Origin of the sequence: Cohnella hashimotonis, assembly GCF_030014955.1 — a bacterium.
In the GTDB taxonomy this organism is placed as follows: domain Bacteria; phylum Bacillota; class Bacilli; order Paenibacillales; family Paenibacillaceae; genus Cohnella; species Cohnella hashimotonis.
The window spans coordinates 5,201,378-5,221,590 of the sequence record NZ_JAGRPV010000001.1 but is presented as its reverse complement, the minus strand read 5'-3'; the positions used below and the strand labels follow the sequence as shown (position 1 = coordinate 5,221,590).

Here is a 20,213-nt window from a genome sequence, read left to right as displayed (position 1 = left end):
GCGCTTCGGCGCCTTCCTCCTCAGTTCATGGAGGGATGAGTCGCATGTTAAAACGCAAGTTGATCCTGCTTTTGTCGATCGTCATCCTCGCTGCTGGCTTGTCCCAGGGGACCGTTGCGGCTAAAGAGGCCAACGCCACTTTCGAACTCAAGCTTAGTTATTCGGACAGAGATGTGAAGCTGTCTATTATGGGGCACGGGCTTACGGATTTGTACGCTTACGATTTAGAATTGTCTTATGACGAAGATATGCTTTCCTTTAGCAAGGCGGAAACGTCGATTAAAGGCTTTTCGGTAAACCCGATCCTTAGCGCCAATACGATCCGGATCGCGCATACGAAGGTGGGAGAAGTCGGCGGCGAGAAGGGGGAAGTGGAGCTGGCCGCGATCACCTTTGAGCGTATCGGATCCGGGACAACGTCCATCAAGCTTGGCGATATCAAACTCGTCGATTCCAAGCTGAACGTCGTTACGCTTGATCCTCAAGTAACGGCAGCGGTGGCGGACGATCCACATTTGCTGATTTTCAAGGATATCAAGAAACACTGGGCCCAAGCGTCCATCTATGAGGCCGTAAAGAGGGGCTTCGTCACCGGCTACGCGGATGCCACCTTCAAGCCGAATCTTCAAGTGACAAGGGCGGAATTCGCGGCGATGATCGTTCGGGCGCTGCAGATGCAGACAAGCGACGGCAAAGGCCTGGCATTCAATGACAATAAAGAGATTCCTGCATGGGCAAAAGCGTATGTACAAACAGCTGTGGAAGCCAAGCTGATTACCGGCTACGCAGACGATACGTTCGGTGCGAACAAATGGATCACGCGCTCGGAAATGTCGGCGATCCTCGTACGTGCAATGGGCAAAGAAGCAAGCACCGATATTCAATTGGCGTTCGCGGATCTCGATCAGATACCGGCTTGGGCGATCCCCTCCGTGAAGGCGGCCGTGGAGCTGGGCCTCATGAAGGGAAATACGCTTAATCAATTTGCCCCGAATGCGCCTGCAACCCGCGCAGAGGCAGTGACGGTTATTCTTAGAATGCTTGAGGCATGAGGAGGCGCGTATGTATCAAGACTCCCGAGGCGCAGCATGACGGGCATCCAGCCTATACTTGCTGGGATACAGGCCGGTTAATTTTTTGAAAATGATATTAAAATAGCTTTGATTGGCATAGCCGACTTTTTCGGCGATCTCATGCAGCTCCAGATTCGTTTCGGTCAGCAGCCCGATCGCTTTTTCGATCCGCATCGTATTTAGATAACTGGAGAAAGTCTCGCTCTTTTCTTTAATGAACAATTGTCCCAAATAGGCCGCGTTCACGTTAAAGGCGAGAGAAAGAGTCTTTAACGACACGTTCTCCGCGTAATGCGCGTCCAGGTAGACCAGCACGCGTTTGATCATCGGATTCCAATTTTCATCGGCGGCGTTCATTTTGTCGATCGCTTTGGCGACGATCGTTTTCAGCCAGGACTGGAGCTCCTCCAGCGACTTAGCGCGCATGAGATGGATGAACACCGTATCCTGAATATCGAACAGCGTGCCTGCGTCGACTTTGATCTGACGAAGCGCGTTCAGGATCCGGTACAGCATGTCCATGACGAGCGGATAAGCGCGCAGCAGCGGCGCCTCGCCGGAATGCACGATCCGGCCGAATACGTCATCGATATAGCGCCAAGCTTCATCCTGGTTTTTCTCGGCCAACGCCTGCTGGAACCTTTCGTCGTCCAAGTGGATCCGTTCGTTGTTCACGAACGATTCTTTGGCGATTTGCTCGTGATCGACGATAGAATTGGGCGGCATGAGCAAGGAATAATTCATCAATTCGACGGCCAGGGCGTAGCTATTATGGACTTCGTCGCAGCTGCGCTCGCGGTTTCCTACCGTGATGAATACGTCGCACTTGAGCAGCTTGTTGATCGTCGCCGCGCATTCGGCCAACAGCGCGCGTATCGGCTCGGGTCCAAGATCCGTCGTATCGTCGAACAAGGCGACGATGTGATTGTTCATGTCGCAGAAAGTGATGACCTTGCCGTACCGGTTCAACACCTCGTTGCAAATATTTTCGCTCGCGAAGCTGATCAGCTCCCGATGCGAGATGTCATGATGTCGTTCATATAAAATTTTAAACAGGCAGACCAGGTATTGGCCGGCGTTCAGATCGATCTGGAGCAGATCGGAGCGCTCTATCAGATGAGCCGGACTGATATGGTTCGTCAGCCAGCGGTTCAGGATGTTGTTCCTGAGGATCAACGAATCGCTCCGCAGCTGGTTTTGCCGATCCAATTCCCGATTGATTTTTTCGACCAGATTCATGAGCGTAGAGCACAGCTCGTCGCGAACGATCGGCTTCAGCAAATAGTTTTCGATCCCCAGTTGGATCGCTTCCTTCACGTACCCGAAGTCGCCGTATCCGCTCAGAATAATCGATCGGATCGGATACCCTCTCCGCTTGGCCTCCTTGATCAGGGACAGTCCGCTCATCTCCGGCATTTGAATATCCGTGATGAGGATCGCGGCTTGCTCTCGCTCGATCAGCTCCAGCGCCTCGATGCCGTTGCAGGCTTGACCCGCGATCTCGATGCCGTAATCTTCCCACTGCACGATCCCGCGTAGTCCTTTGAGAATGGCCGGTTCATCGTCCGCGATGATAGCTTTCAGCATCCGCTAACAACTCCTCTTTGCTTTTGGCCGGCATGCGCAGCGCGACGACGGTCCCTTGGTCGCTGACGCTGCCGATGCTCAGGCCGTATGCCGGCCCGAAGGCCAACCGAATCCGCTGATGGACGTTCATGATGCCGATCGTCTGCCTGTCCGGAATATCGCTCGCGGCCAGCGCGCGCTTGATTTTTTCCAGCTCGGCGCCGTCCATGCCTTTTCCGTTGTCGGCAATTTCGATGATAATATCGTCGGCCTGACGATAGCCTTTCACCGTAATTTGATTGTTGGCGACGTGGGGCTTCAGACCGTGGACGATGCAATTTTCGAGGATCGGCTGCAGCAAATGTTTCATGACGCCGAATTCGAGGATGTCCGTCTCGATCTGATATTTCACGAACAAGTGATCCGCATATCGGATATTGTACAGCTCCAGGTAATTCTCGCAGAAGCGCAGCTCGTCCTTGATCTGTACGTAGCGGTCGCCCTTGATGCTGTTCCTGAACAGCTGCGACAAAATTTCGATCATGTGGCTGACTTGTTCGTTGCCGGAAGCGAGCGCCTCCATGCGGATGATCTCCAGCGTATTGTACAGGAAATGCGGATCGATCTGCGACTGAAGCGCGTACAGGCGGGCTTCGTTTTGCTTGAGCTCGGACAGATAGCCCTTTTCGATATAGTTGACGATCCAGTCGCACATTTGATTGAAGTTCACCGCGATATTGCTGATCTCGTCTTTGGTATTGTCGATCGGGATCCGGTAAGTGAAGTCTCCGACCTGTACTTTCTGGATGGCCTTGTTAATGTACTTGATCCGACGGGCGAGAAACCGGATGCTGATGACGCCGAGCACGATCGCGAAGACGATGCTTAGCAAGGCGATCAGTACGATCAGATTTCGCGTGGAACGGCTCTTGTCGTAAATTTCGGCATGCGGCAGCACGGCCGTGACATAATAGCCAAGCTTTTCGCTATGTACGGTCTGAACCATGCTGACTTCGTCCAGGCGGGCATCTTGGCGGCTTTCCTTCACTTGCTCGAAGTAGGGATAGACACCTTCATAATAGCGATTCGACGTGTCGATGACCACTTTGCCCTCCTGGTTGAGCACCAGAAGCGTCATCGGGAACTTCCGGTCGATCAGCTGTTCGAACAAGCCGGCGATGCGTTCGGTATTGAAATTAACGGACAAAATGGCGATGCTGCGGTCGAACGTCGTCGTGCCCGTGCCGCCGCGGATGTTGCCCGATAGAGTGAAGATCGGCTTCTTCGGCAGAGAGGAGTAGCTCTGCAAATAAGTGGGGGTAAGCGTCAGCCCGTAAAAGTGATCGTCCATCGCATTATAAAGTACGATGTTGCGGTTTAAATAATCATCGTTATCGAGCGACATGTAATTGGAGCGGACGAGCAGATTTTGCCCGTTTTTCTTATAGATCAGCGCATCCATAATATCTTCGTCCTGAAAGGCTGCCGAGTCCAGGTAGTACCGGATCGGGCTGGACTGGGAAAAGTCCTCTTCGTCGAACGTGTCGATTTTTTTGGACAGATACTCCAGCATGTCCTGGCTCTGCGCCGGGTTTAAATAGAGCTGCTGGATCAACACCTTGATCGTCGCTTCTTTTTGCTCGAAATAATTGGCCGCCCGCTGGATCGCCTGGGCTTGGCTGTTCGCGGCATCGACGCGAAGCGCGCGATTCGTGTTCTCCAGGATCGTCATGCTGAAAAACAAGATGATGACGATGACGATCAGCGTGTAGGCGATCAGCAGTCGATTCAAAAATTTTTGCTTGAGCAAACGCTCATAGAGCTGTTTGAAGATGACCAACACCTCGATTGGGCGAATTCATGGTGACGTTTAGCTATGGATTCGCTGGCATTCCCCTTAATCCTTTCGTTAACGGCGATTTTTCCGGCGCCGCCATAATTATTATAAAGATCAATAGTTTTTAGAATTGAACGGGCACGGGGCGCGCATGTAAGATGTGATCATAGGCTTCCTAGTCATGCAGCGTGCGGAGGTTGGAGCGGAATGAAAGGGAGAACGAAGCGCTGGCGCGCGGCTCTGATGGTCTCTTTGGTTTCTTTGATCTCGTTGGTACCATTGGCCGCGTGCGCCGGGAACCCGGCAGCCTCTTCCGATGCCCGGCTCGCGCACAACGGCAAGGAGCCCGTCACGATCAGCTTCTGGAGCGCCGTGATGGGCAGCAATCCGCCGCGCGGCATTCAGGACGACCCCGTGGCGAAGCAAATCGAACGGGAGCTTGGCATCCGCATCGACATGGAGACGAGGCCGACGGACGAGAAGCTCGCCGCCATCCTGTCGACGGACGACCTGAAGGATATTATGGTCGTCAACAAAAAGTACATCGGCCAAATGAAGGATTTGGTCCTGGACATGGAGCCGCTGCTTGAGAAGTACGGTCCGGATATCCGGAAAAACGTTCCGGCAGAAGTGCTGGGCACGTTCAAAAGCATTTACGGCGACGGCGAGCTGAAATTTCTGGGCGTCAACATCAAGAGCGAAGCCGCGCAGCCCGAACCGCTCTGGAACGGCGTGTACTTGCGGTGGGACTATTACGAGCAATTGGGCTACCCGGAGATCAAGGACAGCGACGATTATCTGGCAGTCGTGGCGGCCATGAAGGCGCTGCACCCCACCAACGAAGACGGCAAGCCTTACTACGGCTTCACGACCTGGTTCGACTGGGGGCAGAGCTACAATACGATGAACTTCGGCGTCGCCAACCAGGGAGGCACCTACCTGTACGGCGGCCCGGCCAACGTCGTCCAGACCGACGTGGACACCTACGAGACTCTCAACATGTACCTGGACGAAGACTCCGGATTCTGGCACGACGTTCGATTCTGGAATCGGGCGTATCAGATGGGATTGCTAGACCCGGAAAGTTTTACGCAGAAATACGATCAGGCCGCCCGGAAGTACAATACCGGACAAGTGCTGGCTTCGATTAACGGAGGGATGTTCGAGGGGAGCAACAAGTATCTGCAATCCAGGCAGGTCCTGGACAAAGGCTGGTTCGGGCCGCTGCCGATGCCGTCCAGGCAGTATCACACCTTCAACTATAAATTCGGAAATTCGAACGTGATCGCGATCGCAAAGGATGCCAAGCATCCGGAACGCGCAATGGCGCTGATCAACTGGCTGTATTCCGTTCATGGCGCGATGACGGTCGCGAACGGCGTGGAAGGCGTGGACTGGGTGATGGAAAATGGCGCATATCGCTATACGCAAGCCTATGAAAACAACATGAAGGATCCCGACGCCGCGCTCAAATATGGCTACCGCAAGTTCCTCAACAATTTGGGCCTGGACATGAACGCGCGTATTCCGGGAACCGGGGATCCGATTCAGATTGCGCTCAACCGCGCGGTTCAGATCGACGAGCTGGCCAAGCCCGAAAACACGATCGCAAAACGGGCCGTTTCCTATTACGGCGTCGAACTGCCAGCAGACATTCTGCCCCAGGGGGTGCAATACACGAACAGCCCGGTGTACGAGCTGATCGGCTTCATGCCGACGATCGAGCCGGACGAGATCAAGGGCATGTCCGAGAAGATCAATACGTATCTGAACCAGGCCGTGCCCAAGCTCATCCTGGCCAGAGACGACGCCAGCTTTGCGGAGGGCAAGCGCAAAATGATGAACGAGCTGATCGGCCTGGGCGAGAAGCAGGTGTACGATTTTTGGAACGAAGCGCATCAAGCCGCGATCACAAAGCTGCGGGCGCTGCAGAAATAAGTAACGGAGGAGCGAGAGACAGGCCGCAGCGAAGCGGGCCGCGGCCGTCTATCGATCCGTGATAAGGTCCAATGTATGATTCTATCAGGAAACGTACTCGAATAAATAGACAGAATATTTCGATAATTAAAGCGAGCGCATGCATTGAAGGAGGTGATCGCAACGCCGGCAAGCCGGAATACAACGCCATTACCGCTTCAAGGGGTTCAGTTTCAAAGCGTTCAAACAGCGTTCATGAAAGCTAAAAAAAGATCGGAGCGTGTGCAGCGTGCAACATGGACAAAAGGCTAAATGGTTAAGCGTGCTGGCGGGATCGGCGCTGCTGGTATCCGCCTGTTCGAACGGCAATGAAGGCAAGGGGGCGGCAAACGCCTCGCCAAGCGCAAGTCCGGAAGCGACGGCGAGTCAGTCGAGTCAGGCGAGTCCGCAGACGCAGCCGGCCGATACGCTGAAGGGGAACATTCGCATCTCGCTTCGCGGACAATCGGCGGAGGTATGGGGCAAGGTTGCCGCCTCCTATGAGGCGCTGCACCCGGGCGTCAAAGTCAACGTGGACATCAAGCCCGCGGAAGGCTACCGCGACTGGCTCCAGGCGCAATATGCGGCAGGCGTGCCGGAAGCCGACTTCGTCCAGACGAATGAAAACGCGGACCTGACGGAGGCGCAGAAGTTCGTCGACTTCAAGCCGTGGCTGGAGAAGGAAAATCCGTACACGAACAAGGCTTGGAAGGACAGCTTCAACCTGGCGGGCATGGGAATCAACCTGGAGGATCCCAAGCTTGACGTCATTCAATCGTTAAGCTACGAATCGGTGCAAATTTTATGGATGTACAACAAGGAGCTATTCGCCAAAGCTGGCATTACGGAGACGCCCAAAACGTTCAATGAGCTGATAGACATTTACAAGAAGCTCCAAGCGTCGGGCATCACGCCTTTCGCCATCGGCGCAAACGCTCTCTCGCTCTGGAGCGGGCAAGCCGGCTGGCTGATGCGGATCTATCCGGACCAATACTTCCGGAATTACATCGAGCTCGTACGCTCGCAGCCCCAGGATTATACCTATCTGCCCGATATCGACGACAAATGGTCGTACGACGCGGCGGATTCGTACAATGACGCCAAGGTGAACGTGTCCACCAACGAGCTCAGAATGCTGAAGGCCGTCAAGGATCATACCGGTCCTTATAAGCTGGAAGGCAATCCGGCCTGGCGCGAGGTATTCGAAAACTTAAGAACGTTGTTCGGCTATGCGCCCGAAGGCTTCCTCGGCATGACGGAGGATCAGGCGTACAAGCTGTTCTTGACGGGGAAAGCCGCAACGATGGTCGCGCTGCCCTCCTCCTACTGGCAGCTGCCCAAAGACTTCGCGGACGCGCAATCGACGTCGGACAAAGCGGGCATCAAGCCCTTTGAATTCGGCTACTTCGGCATGCCGTCCATGGAAGGACCGAACGTGCAGGCGCCGGCTCGTACGATTCACATCTACACGGGCGCTTACGGCTTCGTGAAGAAGGATGCCGAACAGACGGCGCTTGATATGGACTTCATGATGTATCTAACCAGTCCGCAAGGGTACAAGGTCTACCTGGAGGCGGTCCAGAACTCCAAAGACGCTTCGCTTAGCGGCGCGCCGCTGCTGAACGACATCGAGCTGCCGGACGAAATGAAAAAGGCATTCTCCTCCTTCGAGGCGATCGGCAACTCGGAAGGCCTCCCGAGCCCGGGTAACGTCCTGTCCCGCGGATTGTACGACTATCAGCCGTCCGTCCAAAGCTTCGTAGGCCTCATTTCCAAGTATTTTTACAACAAAATCACGGTGGACGAATTTTTGACCCAGTATCAAGCCGACATCGACAAGAAGTTCCCCGAGATGATGAAGCAGTACAAGAAGGAAATGTCCGATCTCGACAATCCGGAACGCAAGCCGCCGGTCAGAGAATAGCATCATTGCCCGCATGCTTCGTCCGGCAACGCTGAAGCCGGGCGGGGCATCGCGCTCAACTTGAGCTTGCCGAAGGGGATGTCATGAAAAAACTAGCGATCATCATCGTTGCTCTACTGTTCTTGTACGCGCAGCCCGCCTTTGCGGAGGCGCTGTGGAAGATGGACAAGGAGCTGACGATCAACTCGATATCCGTAAGCGAAGACGGCGAGCGCATGGCGGTCGGCACGCAGGATGCGGTTGCCGTCGTGCTGGACCGGAACGGCAAGCCGCTATTCGAGGCGCAGGCCAATAATGTAGTCACTGACGTGGCGCTGCTGAACGACGGAAGACTGCTGGTCGCTTCGGACGACCGGAACGTGTATATGGTGGACGGCCAGGGCAACAACGTCTGGACCCATACCTTCAATAAGATGGTCAAATCGCTCGTCGCGACAGGCGACGGACAGCTCGTGGCGATCACGCTGTACAGAAGCGATGCGGTGTACCTGCTCGATCTGCAAGGAGAGGTCGTGCGCGAGATTCCGATCGGGATCTACATGGACCATATCGGCTTGTCGCCCAGCGGCAGCTGGATCGTCGTGGGCGCAGCCGATCAATACGTCTATCTGTTGAACAGCGAAGGCGAGACGGTGACCAAGACGCCGATGGCCGGCGCGATCAAAGCAGTCAGCGTCGCGGATGACGGCACGATGGCGGTCGGCACCTCCGACTACAAGCTGTCGGTCTTCGATCGCGACGGACAGCCGATCGGCAGCCGTATCATGAAGGACCAGCTGACCTCCGTTCACCTCGATGCGGCTGGCGCGTACGTAGCGGCAGCGGATTTTGCCGGCAACTACGCGATCCTGAAGACGAACGGCAGCCTGCTGTGGTCGGCCAAGGAGCCGGGCGCCGGACAACAGGTGAAGTTCAGCGGCGACGGCAGGCGGCTGTATGCGGCGTCCGACAAAGGGCAGGTATACGCCTATGAGATCGACGGTTTGCTGGCGTCCGCAAAGGCGCAAGCCGCCCGGGACCAAGCCTGGAAGATCGGCCTGATCGCGGCGGGAGCGATTGCGCTGACGGGTGCCGTCTATATGCTGCAACGCCGCAAGCCGCAGGTGCTGGCTCGCTTGTGGAAGGATAAATTTTCGTACCTGATGCTCGTTCCAAGCCTGTCGCTGCTTTGCGTTTTCATGTACACGCCGGCCTTTTCCGGGCTGTTCCACTCCTTGTACGACTGGAATCCCGTGGCGCGCAGCGAGTTCGTCGGGCTGGACAATTTCAAGCGGATATTCGCCGATCCCTATGTCGGCAAAGGCGCTTATAATCTGCTGATTCTGATCGCTACGGGATTGGTCAAGGCGATCGTCCCGCCGCTCATCGTCGCGGAGCTTATCTATCATTTGCGCAATAAAAAGGCGCAGTACTGGTTCCGCACGTCGTTTGTCCTGTCGATGGTCGTACCGACCGTAGGCATCCTGCTCATCTGGCAGAACCTGTACGATCCGGGCAACGGCATGATCAATCAGCTTCTCGAAGCATTGGGGCTCGGCTCATGGTCGCGTCCTTGGCTCGGCGAAGCCAAGACCGCGCTCTGGGCGCTCATTTTCATCAATTTCCCGTTCGTGGGCATTTTGCAATTGCTGGTTCTGTATTCCGGATTAATCGGCATCTCCGAGGAGGTGATCGAAGCAGCCAAGATGGACGGGGCCAGGACGCCGCGCATCATTCGATCCATCCATCTGCCGCTGCTGGCCGGCCAGATCAAATTGCTCGTCGTGCTGGCGGTCATCGCGATCGTCCAGGACTTCGGCACGATCCTGATCATGACCGGGGGCGGTCCGATGGATTCGACTTACGTACCCGCGCTGCAGATGTACTTCGCGGCGACCAAGTTCAACGATCTGGGCTACGCGTCGGCGCTTGGCGTGACCATGTTCGCGGCGATCTTCATCCTGACGATCGTGAACATGAAGTTTATCAAGACGGAAGCGGATTAGACTCGAGGTGACGTTCAACATGCTTACCCGCGCAAGCTGGATTCGGCAAGGATTGCTTTATTTCATACTGGGCTTATTCGTCCTGCTTACGTTGACGCCGATCTGTTTTATGCTGATTTCTTCCCTGAAAAACAACGCGCAAATTTACGGGGATTTCTGGGCGCTGCCGGTCCCGCCGAACTTCAGTAATTATGGCGACGGTTTCGCCGTGATCTGGCGATATACGATGAACACGGTCCTGTATGCGCTCGTCGGCGGCGCGCTCGTGGTGTTCCTGTCCGCGCTGTCGGGCTATACGTTCGCCAAAAAAAGGTTTCTGGGAAAAGAAACGCTGTTCATGCTGATCCTGGCCCTCATGATGGTTCCGAGCGTACTGACGCTTATTCCCTCCTACGTGCTCTACGCGGATCTCGGACTGCTCAATACGCCATGGGTCATTATTATCAATGCGGCGGCAGTCGGACAGGTGTTCGGCATCTTCCTGTGCAGGAGCTTCATGGCGGGCATCTCCAACGAGCTGTTCGAATCGGCCAGAATCGACGGCGCCAACGAAGTCGTCGTATTCGTCCGGATGGTGCTGCCGCTGTCTCTGCCGGTATTGATGACGATTTTCATCATGACCTCGCTCAACATTTATAACGATTACATTTGGCCGCTGCTCACGATCAAGTCCAATTCGATCCAGATGATCGGCGTCGGGTTAACCCAGTTCAAAAACCAGTTCGGCGTATCGAATATGGGGGTGGAATTCGCGGCCTACGCGATTTCGTCGCTTCCGCTTGTCCTGCTGTTCAGCTTCGGCATGAAGTATTACATTCAAGGCGTGTCCCAAGGCGCGTTAAAAATGTAGCGGAGGAGAATATCGATGACGAAAATGAGATGGGCGACGGCAGGTTTGGCTTTGGCGTTGGCGGTTGGAAGCGTGACGCCCTGGTTCGGGAGAACGGCGGCGGCAGCGGGCGCTGTCGTCTCGCCTGTGCCGTGCGTGTCTGCGGGCGTCGGCGCAATCAACGGCATTACGGCCACGAGTACTGAGATCGTCGCCGAAGGCTGGACCCGGACGAGCGCGGTTCAGAACCTGCAGCTATTCGCGCTGGAGCCGTACGAAGATCCGAGCGCGCCGGTGCTGGGATCGAAAACGCCGTTGGTCAGCCAAGCGGTCGGCTCCGGAACCGCGGAAGCCTGCTATGCGTTCACGATTCGCGCGGACCGGTTCGATCCCGCCGGGAAGGACCTGATTTACGATCGCTTTGCCGTCGCGCTGCGGAGCGGCTCGGGAACGCTGACGCCCGTGGACGCCAAGTACGTGACGACCTTCTCGGGCGTCGCCGCCAGCAACGAAGCATTCCCGTTGTCCGCGACCAAAAAAGGGCTGCAGGTCCAGCTGATCGACGACGCGCAGGAGCTTGGCATCGGGCATGCGGCATTGAACTTCGATTACGGCAACATTTTGCGCTCGGCCGCCGGCAGCGACACGATCACCTACGCGATGGACGGAGAAAACTTCTATATCGACAAGGACATAATCGAAGCCTTCGACCGCGACGTAAAGTCTTTGTCGGACAACGGCATCGTCGTTTCTCTCATTTTGCTGATCTATCCGAACGGGATCACCGCGCCTTCCAATCTGATGCTTCATCCGGACAATAACGGCGGCACGGTCGGCGCCTTCAATACGAAGGACGCGAACACTAAATATTTTAAAGCCGTGACGGAATTTATCGTGAAGCGCTATACGAGAGCCGACCGGCAGTACGGGCGGGCCGTGAATTATATCGTCGGCAACGAAGTGAACACCCATACGGGCTGGTACAACATGGGCGCGAAAACGTTGCAGGAATTCGTGAAGGACTATGTACGCACGTTAAGAATCGTCCATACGGCCGCGCAGAAGGCCTACAGCAACGCCCGCGTGTACGTGTCGCTCGATCATCTGTGGACGGTCGCGGATTCGGCGGGAAATTTCCAGGGCAAGCAGCTGCTCGACGAGCTGAACGCGCAAGCGGCCGCCGCCGGCAATTTCCCTTGGAACGTCGCTTACCATCCTTATCCCGAGAACATCTTCGTGCCCAGCACCTGGAACGATACGACGGCGACGGACAGCTTCAATACACAGAAAATCACGTTCAAAAACATTCAGGTGCTGACGCAGTATTTGAACCAGCCGCAGTATCGGTACAATAACGCCCAGCGGCATCTCATATTGTCCGAGCAGGGCTTCCACTCCGCCGACGCCAACGATCCCGGCGATCAGCGCGTGCAGGCGGCGGCATACGCCTACGCTTACTACAAAGCGATGTTTAACGACGGCATCGATTCGTTTATATTGCATCGGCACGTGGACAACAAGTTCGAATCGGGCTTGAATCTGGGCATCTGGACGGGCAATACCGGTTCGGCGATCGCGAACGAGCCGGCGGCCAAGAAAAAAATATGGAACGTCATGAAGTGGATCGATACCTCGGAATCCGCGAACGTATCGGACTTCGCCAAGCTCGTCATCGGCGTGTCGGATTGGTCGGAGATCATTCCGGGCTTCGATGCGACGCGGCTGAACGTTCGGACGCCGGAGACGACGACCAAGTTGGCGCCGATTACGGCGACTAGCGGAAGCAACCTGCCTATTGCCAACTTCAATACGGATCAAGAGGGATGGCAGCCGGCCGACTATACGAATCAGGCGGCCCGCGCGACCGCGTCCGCGAACGCGCCAGGCACGCCGTATGCGGGCAGCGGGATGCTCCAGGCCGCGTTCGATACCTCTTTGGCCACCCACGGCGCTGCGGGATGGAAGGGACTGGTCAAAACGTTCGGCACGCCGCTGGATCTCTCCTCCACGCCGTACTTCTATCTGGCGGTCAACGCGTTCGGCGGCGCGGCGGGCGCCACCAAGTACGAGGTGAAGGTACGGCTGTACAGCGGCGATCGAATCGTCGAGGGCTTGAGCGCCATAACGCCCGATAGCTGGAACCGGCTGGGGCTGGACGTCTCCCGCTGGCCGGGGCGCACGTCGGTCGACAAGATCAAGGTATGGTTCAGGGCGAACAGCGGCGCAGCATGGAACGCCGGATTCCAGATCGACGAGCTCGGCGCGGCGGCGGCGGTATCCTATCGCCGGGTCGGCGAGGAATTCAATACCGACGGCAATCCGGAAGGCTGGGTCGCGGAGAATCACATTACCGGACTGGCCGTATCCGGAGGCTATCTGCAGGGGACGGTAAGCGGCACCGATCCGTTCGTCACGAGGTATGGCATTGCCGAGAACGCCGCCGTTAACAAACGGGTCGTCATCCGCATGAATAACGCGACCACGGCAACGAAAGGCAAGCTGTACTGGACCACGCAGTCGGACGGAACGCGGTCGGAGAGCAAATCCCGGACGTTTGATATCGTACCCAACGACAACCAGTATCGGGAATATACGATCGACCTGAGCGGCACGTCGACCTGGGCGAACACCATTACGCAGCTGCGCGTCGATCCGAGCGACAACGGCAGCGGCACGGGCTCGTTCTCGATCGATTATATCCGGATCGGGAGCGCGGCGGACCCGCATTGGGAATTCGCGACGAACGGCGACCTGGCGGGATGGAACACGGCGAACGATATGACGGTCTCTGTCGCGGGAGGCGTCCTGCAGCAGACGATAACGGGGACCGATCCTTTCATCTATACGCCTGACAACCTTGGACTGGCCGCAGATGCGCACCGCGTCATTCTCGTACGCATGCAAAACGGCACGTCCGCGACCCAGGCGAAAATCTATTGGTCGCGAACGACCGACACGGGCGCGAGCGAGCTGAGACAAAAAACGTTTACGGTCGTTCCTTTTGACACCGCGGCGCGCGTATACGCCGTCAGAATGGACGACGAACCGCTGTGGAACGGCACGATCCGCCAGCTTCGGTTCGACCTGTCCAATAACGGAGCCGGCACGGGGACGATCGCGGTGGACTACGTATCGCTGCCTTCGGTCTACGAACCGGCGTCTCAATAAGGTAAGGAGCAGATGTGATGATAGAGGAGAACATGCTGTTGGTCCCCCATCCGCAGCAATTGCTATATACGGAAGGGGAATACGCGTTGCCGCGGGAAGGCCGCATTCGGCTGCCGTCGGCGGCGGGCGAGAGAATGACGGATATCGCGAAGCGAGCGCAGCGCCTTGTCCGAGAGCTTGCAGGCAGCGCGTTGTCCATCGTATGCGATGGCGTGTCGGCGGCGGACTGCTTGCGTTTCGAGCGGGAGGACAGACTTCCGCCGGAAGGCTATCACCTGGAGATCGGAAGGGACGGGATGTCGATCGTCTATAAGGACGAAGCCGGCGCGTTCCATGCCGTCAGCACGCTGAAGCAGATCCTCTGGGCGCGCAGGGACGAGGCGTCGCTGCCGTGCCTTCGCATTTCCGATTATCCGGACTTCGCAGCTCGCGGCATCATGCTCGACATCAGCAGAGACCGCATCCCGACGCTTGCGACGCTGTATCGCGTCGTCGACCTGATGGCGGACCTCAAGCTGAACCAGCTGCAGCTTTATATCGAAGGGTTCTCGTACGCGTATCCGTCCTTTCCCGACGTATGGGAGGCGGGCACGCCGATCGCCCCCGAGGAGATCAGGCAGCTGAGCCGGTACTGCGCGGACCGGTTCATCGATCTCGTGCCGAATCAGAACAGCTTCGGGCATATGACGCCCTGGCTGATCCGCGATGAATTCAACGCGCTCGCCGAATGCCCGGACGGCTGCGAGGCGCCGTGGGGGCGGTATCACCCGACGACCTTTAATCCGGTCGATCCCGCCGTATTCGGCTTTCTCGAGCGCACGTTCGACGACCTGCTGCCCGCTTTTTCCTCCGACTACTTTAACGTAGGCTGCGACGAAACGTTCGAATTGGGTCAAGGGCAGAGCCAGGCCGAATGCGAGCGGCGGGGCAAAGGCATCGTTTACTTGGATTATTTGTTGAACCTGAATGCGCTGGTCGGCAAAAAGGGCAAGAAAATGATGTTCTGGGCGGAAATCATCGCGGCCTATCCGGAGCTGATCGAACGGCTGCCCAAAGACCTCATCGCGCTGGAGTGGGGCTACTCGGCGGACGATCCCGATCCCGCGCATTGCGAAACACTGATGAAGCACGGCATTCCGTATTACGTGTGTCCGGGCACCTCGAGCTGGAACACGATCGGCGGCCTGACGGACAACATGAAGTCGAATCTGCGCAATGCCGCCTTGCGGGGCAAGCAGTTCGGCGCGATCGGGTTTCTGAACACGGATTGGGGCTCGCCGCATCATTGGCATCATCTGCCGATCAGCTATCCCGGGTTCGTCTACGGCGCGGCGCTGAGCTGGAGCGTGGACCGGAATATCGACGCGGATATCGCCGCCTACCTCGACCGGTTCGTTTTCCTCGATCGCAACAACCGGCTGGGGCAGTTCGCGCTTGATCTCGGCAACTATTACTTGCAGGAGCAGAAGACGAACTTCGACGGGAGCGGCACTTTCAGAACGTTGTATTACCACCAGCTTACCGACACGAACCGGGATCTGGACCGGCTAGCGCTCCCGGATCTGACACGATCGGACTTCAAGCGCGTAGCGGCGTACGTGAGCGCGCTGCGGGAGGAGCTTGCGGCGGCGGCGCCGGCATGCGACGATGCGGCGCTCGTCATCGCCGAGTACGAGAATGCGGTCGCGCTGATCCTGCATGGCACCGAGCTCGGCCTGTACAAGCACGCGGCACCGGACGATACGGCGGCGCGCAAGGCGCGGCTCTCCGCCATGCTGCGGGAGCTTGCGCATATCAAGAGCGATTACGAACGGATATGGCTGAGCCGCAATCGGCCGGGCGGGATGAAGGAAAGTCTCGTGCCGCTCGACAGGCTTGCGGGCGAATACCAAGAAGCGTTGAAGGGATTGGAACTGGCATGAGTATTGGGACAAAAGAACCCGATTGGAACCGCATATCGGGCTTGTATCCGCGGACGCGGTCGAAGAGAGTTTACATTCACGGTCCATTGTCGGCCACGCTGGCCGAGGTGCGTCCGGACGGCACCGTCATCGTCAAGGATGCGCTGGGACGCAGGGGGGACTTGCGTCGCGGCCACAGCTTTTTGATTGGCTCGGCGGAGCAGCCGCGGTTTCTGGATTTTCGCCAGGTCGAGCAGGCGCTGCTCTCGCCGAAGGTGCCGATCCTGTTCTCGTCCTATGTCGACGGCGACTTCAGGCACCGCTTGACCAGCTTGACGGCCGTCGGCGCGGACGGCCGCATGCGCATTCATCAATACTTGAAGGTGACCAACATCCATCCGACGCGGTCGCGGACCGGGCATTGGTTCTATCAGAACGCCGAGACAAGCCACGATCGGTTTTACGAGCATGCCAACGAGGACTATGTCCCTTTTCAAAGCCTGGCCGAGCCCTGGCATGACGGCATGCCGCTCACGCACGCGCCGCTGGGCGCGGCCTCGGGCAGCTTACTGCACGCCGACGGGTCGACGCTGCTGCGTTATAGCGCCGACGAGGCTTCGAGCGTCACCTATCTGAGCCGGGCGGGAGAGTTCAATCATATCCTAGGTTTCGAGCTGACGCTCGCACCGGGAGAAACCAAGCATATTCAGGTTGAGATTCGCGATACGTTCGTGGGCGGACAGGGACAGACTGAAGGGAATGACACCTCTCCATTGCCGGACGAAGAGGCGGCGATTGCGGCCGGCCGGTCGATGTGGGACGGCTATACCGCAGATGAAGTCCTGGTTCAGGTGCCGGAACCGGTCATTCAGACGATTTTCGATACCGCCCGGACCAACGCCCTGCAGCTGATCGCGGCGCGCGCGGACGGCTCGGCGCTGCCGGGGCAAGGCGGGTTCAACGACTACACGGTCGTTTATACGTGGGAGGTTTCCGCCTATTTGCGCATGCTGACCCGGCTGGGACAGGCGGATATCGTCAAGCGAACGCTGAATTATTTTCTGAGCACCCAAGAGAACAGCGTCGGTCCCGAGGGCGATATCGTATCCCCGGAAGGCTCCTTCCGCGCTTATATATTCTGGATGTGCGAGACGGGTGCCGTGCTGGGGCTGCTCGCGGATTACTATCGGGTTACCAAGGACCGGGAATGGCTGGAGCGGCATCTGTCCATCGTTCTCAAAGCTTGCGAATGGGTGTGCCGGGAACGCGCCGCCACGAAAACCTTAGACGAAACGGGAGGCAAAGTCGCCCATTACGGGCTCCTGCCACAAGGGCGCGTGCACGATTGGCCGGACAAAGGCTACTTCTTCTTCTCCGACGTCACGACCTGGCGGGGCCTAAGCGGCATGGCTGCGGCTCTGGGAGAGATCGGACACCCGGAAGGCTCCCGATACGCGCGTGAAGCCGACGATTACCGGACGTGTATACGCGATGCAATCGAGAGAGGAACGGAGACAGACGCCGACGGCGTCCGGTGGATGCCGAACGAGGCGTATACTCGATCGGACGTGCGAACCGCCCTCTATGCCTGGGACGGTCCGGTCAGCTTTATCGATACGGGTCTGATCGACGCCTTCGACGAGCGGATTCCCGAGATCGAGTACAAGATGCGCCAGAAGTACGCGATGAGCGACCTGTTCGCCATTCTTCTGCCCGAGATGGAGGATCCGAGTCTCGGGGCGCTTCAGGAGCGGCATGCGGGGGCGCCGATCGACCTCTATTACGTCAATCATTCGGAACGGATCTGGCACCGGACCTGGAGCTTGCGCGGCGAGCGGGAGAAGGCACTGCGTTACTTCTATTCGACGATGGCGTTCTCGACGACGCTCGATACGAACCATGTGCACGAACGCTTCAGCCCGCAGCTCCCGTGGCTGTCTCCCTGGCAGCCGAACGGAAGCGGCAACGGACGTATCATGGAGATGATCTTGAATACGATGTATATTCTGGAGGGCAATCGGCTGTATCTGCTGCCGAGCGCGCCTGCGGAATGGCTGGAGGTCGGCAAATCCGTCCGGGCGTCCCGGCTGGGCACCGTGTTCGGTCCGCTTTCGTTAAGCGTAAGTAGAAGCGCAGCGACTAAGATAGAGATCGATCTCGCCCTGCCGTCAGGCATCGAGAGCTTGTCGGTCAGTCTGTATCTGAATGACGGGTACCGGATTCAAGCGGTCGAATCTGTAGACGCGCAGAGTGGCAGTCCGGCGTGGCGAGTCGGCGTCGACGAGCGAACGATGACGCTTCGCGACCCGGGCGCCGGCGTGAAGTGCGCGGTCCGCCTGGTTAGATAAAGTAAATTCCATCTAAAGCTCCGCCCTCAGGCCCAGCCTGCCGGCGGAGCTTTTTCGCGGCTCGGCCCGTGCATAAAGCCTTCGGATAACCGGATACTATTGGAAAAGGCGGAACGGTCGGCCAACGGAGGAATGAATTTGCCGGAACAACAATGGGACACCAGGACGGCCGTCCTGGACAGCTGCAAGCGCTCCGTCGATTTCGTGACGACGCCCTTAACGACCGGGAAAATCAGCTTCAGCTTCTCTTATTATAAAACGCTGATCGACGAGGATGCGCTCGGCCATCTTCTGCATGCGCTGCAAGGCTCGACGCAGGCCAAGGAGAGCGCGGACCTGAAGGCGCTGCTCGCGCATGTCCCGATGGACGGCGTCGAGACCGATCCCGACCCGGAGCGCGTACGCAAGCTTATTTTCAAAGGCTACCTGCTCGCTTATCCCGGCAATGCCCCCGAGCAATCTTGCGCCCTCATCTCGCTGCCGGCCAAGAAGGGGCTGCGGGCGAGCAACGAGACGGACATGGAGTTCAGCGTCGTCGGCCCGAAGATCGGCTTTATCGAGGACCTCGATACGAACATCCATCTACTGCGCGCGCAGTTGAATACGCCCGATCTGCTGCTCAAAGAGATCGTCGTCGGCTCCGTCTCCCGTTCGAGAGTCGCCATGCTATATATCGACGGCATCGCGAACGACGAGAATGTCGCGAAGATGGAGAAGCGTCTTAGCGACATCGACTTCGACGTCGTATTCGACACCTCGCAGCTAGACCAGATCATCGCGGACAATTCAAGGACGCCGTTCCCGCTGTTCACGACGACGGAACGCCGGGACCGGGTCGTCTACGCGCTGATTACGGGACAGGTGGCCGTGATCAGCGAAGGCTCCCCGTACTTCATCACCGGTCCGTCCACGCTGTTCGATTTTTTTCTTTCGCCGGAAGATTACTTTTTGCCGTGGGTTTTAGGTTCCTTTTTCCGGGTGATTCGCATCTTCGGCGTCATTTTTTCGTTATTCGCTTCTTCCTTTTACGTGGCGCTGATGACGTACCATTACGAGGTCATCCCGAAGGAGCTGCTCGGCCGGTTGATCTATTCCCGGGAAAACGTGCCGTTCGCGCCGTTTCTCGAGGTGCTCTTTCTGGAGATCACCGTCGAATTCCTGCGAGAAGCCGGCGCGCGCCTGCCGAGCCGCATCGGGCAGTCGCTCGGCATCGTCGGCGGCGTCATTCTGGGCCAGGCGGCGGTCGAGGCATCGCTGACCAGCAACATTCTGATCATCATCGTGTCGCTGTCCGCGCTCACCTCTTTTGTCACGCCGATCTACAAAATGTCCAACGCTATCCGCTTTTTGCGTTTTCCCATCATCCTGCTCGCCGCTGCGTGGGGCAGTATGGGCATCGCCATGGGCGTCTGCTTTCTGCTCGTGCATCTATCCAAGCTTCGATCGCTCGGGTATCCGTATACCGTCCCCTTCTTCCCGGTACGGGCGAAGGACTTGAAGGATAGTCTGGTGCGTTCCTCTTATTCCGTTACCGGCTCGCGGCCGAGTTACTTGAAGCCGAGTAAGACGGTTCGGTACAAGCCGACCCCCGAGAAGCGAAGCAACGATTTTGACGAGGAGTGAGAC

Annotated in this window: 11 protein-coding genes; 9 read left to right on the top strand and 2 right to left on the bottom strand. The window is 57.4% G+C overall.

Annotated features, from left to right (window positions below):
* Positions 1–44: 44 nt before the first annotated feature.
* Positions 45–1,052 (top strand): S-layer homology domain-containing protein, encoded by a 1,008-nt coding sequence (locus KB449_RS21060; protein WP_282910238.1) that lies wholly within the window; start codon positions 45–47, stop codon positions 1,050–1,052.
* A 15-nt stretch (positions 1,053–1,067) separates the two neighbouring features.
* Here the strand turns inward: KB449_RS21060 and KB449_RS21055 are convergent, their stop codons facing one another.
* Positions 1,068–2,660 carry a response regulator gene (locus tag KB449_RS21055; RefSeq protein WP_282910237.1) on the bottom strand — a complete coding sequence of 531 codons (1,593 nt, stop codon included), beginning with the start codon at positions 2,658–2,660 and terminating at the stop codon, positions 1,068–1,070.
* Positions 2,632–4,431 (bottom strand): sensor histidine kinase, encoded by a 1,800-nt coding sequence (locus KB449_RS21050; protein WP_282910236.1) that lies wholly within the window; start codon positions 4,429–4,431, stop codon positions 2,632–2,634. Before KB449_RS21050 ends, KB449_RS21055 begins: the two co-directional genes overlap by 29 nt.
* Before the next feature lie 252 nt (positions 4,432–4,683).
* On the opposite strand from KB449_RS21050, the gene KB449_RS21045 reads away from it, so the two are divergent.
* From KB449_RS21045 to KB449_RS21010, 8 genes are all read left to right on the top strand, one after another.
* Positions 4,684–6,414, top strand: a complete 1,731-nt coding sequence (locus tag KB449_RS21045; protein ID WP_282910235.1) for an extracellular solute-binding protein — start codon at positions 4,684–4,686, stop codon at positions 6,412–6,414.
* Between the two features lie 268 nt (positions 6,415–6,682).
* Complete coding sequence (locus tag KB449_RS21040) at positions 6,683–8,356, top strand: ABC transporter substrate-binding protein (RefSeq protein WP_282910234.1); 1,674 nt, start codon at positions 6,683–6,685, stop codon at positions 8,354–8,356.
* Positions 8,357–8,439: 83 nt separating this feature from the next.
* Complete coding sequence (locus tag KB449_RS21035) at positions 8,440–10,341, top strand: ABC transporter permease subunit (RefSeq protein WP_282910233.1); 1,902 nt, start codon at positions 8,440–8,442, stop codon at positions 10,339–10,341.
* Between the two features lie 19 nt (positions 10,342–10,360).
* Positions 10,361–11,191, top strand: coding sequence for a carbohydrate ABC transporter permease (locus tag KB449_RS21030; RefSeq protein WP_282910232.1), 831 nt, complete (start codon positions 10,361–10,363; stop codon positions 11,189–11,191).
* Between the two features lie 15 nt (positions 11,192–11,206).
* On the top strand, positions 11,207–14,338 hold the full coding sequence (locus tag KB449_RS21025) for a DUF5722 domain-containing protein (RefSeq protein WP_282910231.1): 3,132 nt from the start codon (positions 11,207–11,209) through the stop codon (positions 14,336–14,338).
* Positions 14,339–14,355: 17 nt separating this feature from the next.
* Positions 14,356–16,260, top strand: coding sequence for a beta-N-acetylhexosaminidase (locus KB449_RS21020; protein ID WP_282910230.1), 1,905 nt, complete (start codon positions 14,356–14,358; stop codon positions 16,258–16,260).
* Positions 16,257–18,587, top strand: a complete 2,331-nt coding sequence (locus KB449_RS21015; protein ID WP_282910229.1) for a hypothetical protein — start codon at positions 16,257–16,259, stop codon at positions 18,585–18,587. The genes KB449_RS21020 and KB449_RS21015 overlap by 4 nt, the downstream gene beginning before the upstream one ends.
* 132 nt (positions 18,588–18,719) lie before the next feature.
* Positions 18,720–20,210 (top strand): spore germination protein, encoded by a 1,491-nt coding sequence (locus tag KB449_RS21010; protein WP_434082516.1) that lies wholly within the window; start codon positions 18,720–18,722, stop codon positions 20,208–20,210.
* Positions 20,211–20,213: the final 3 nt, after the last annotated feature.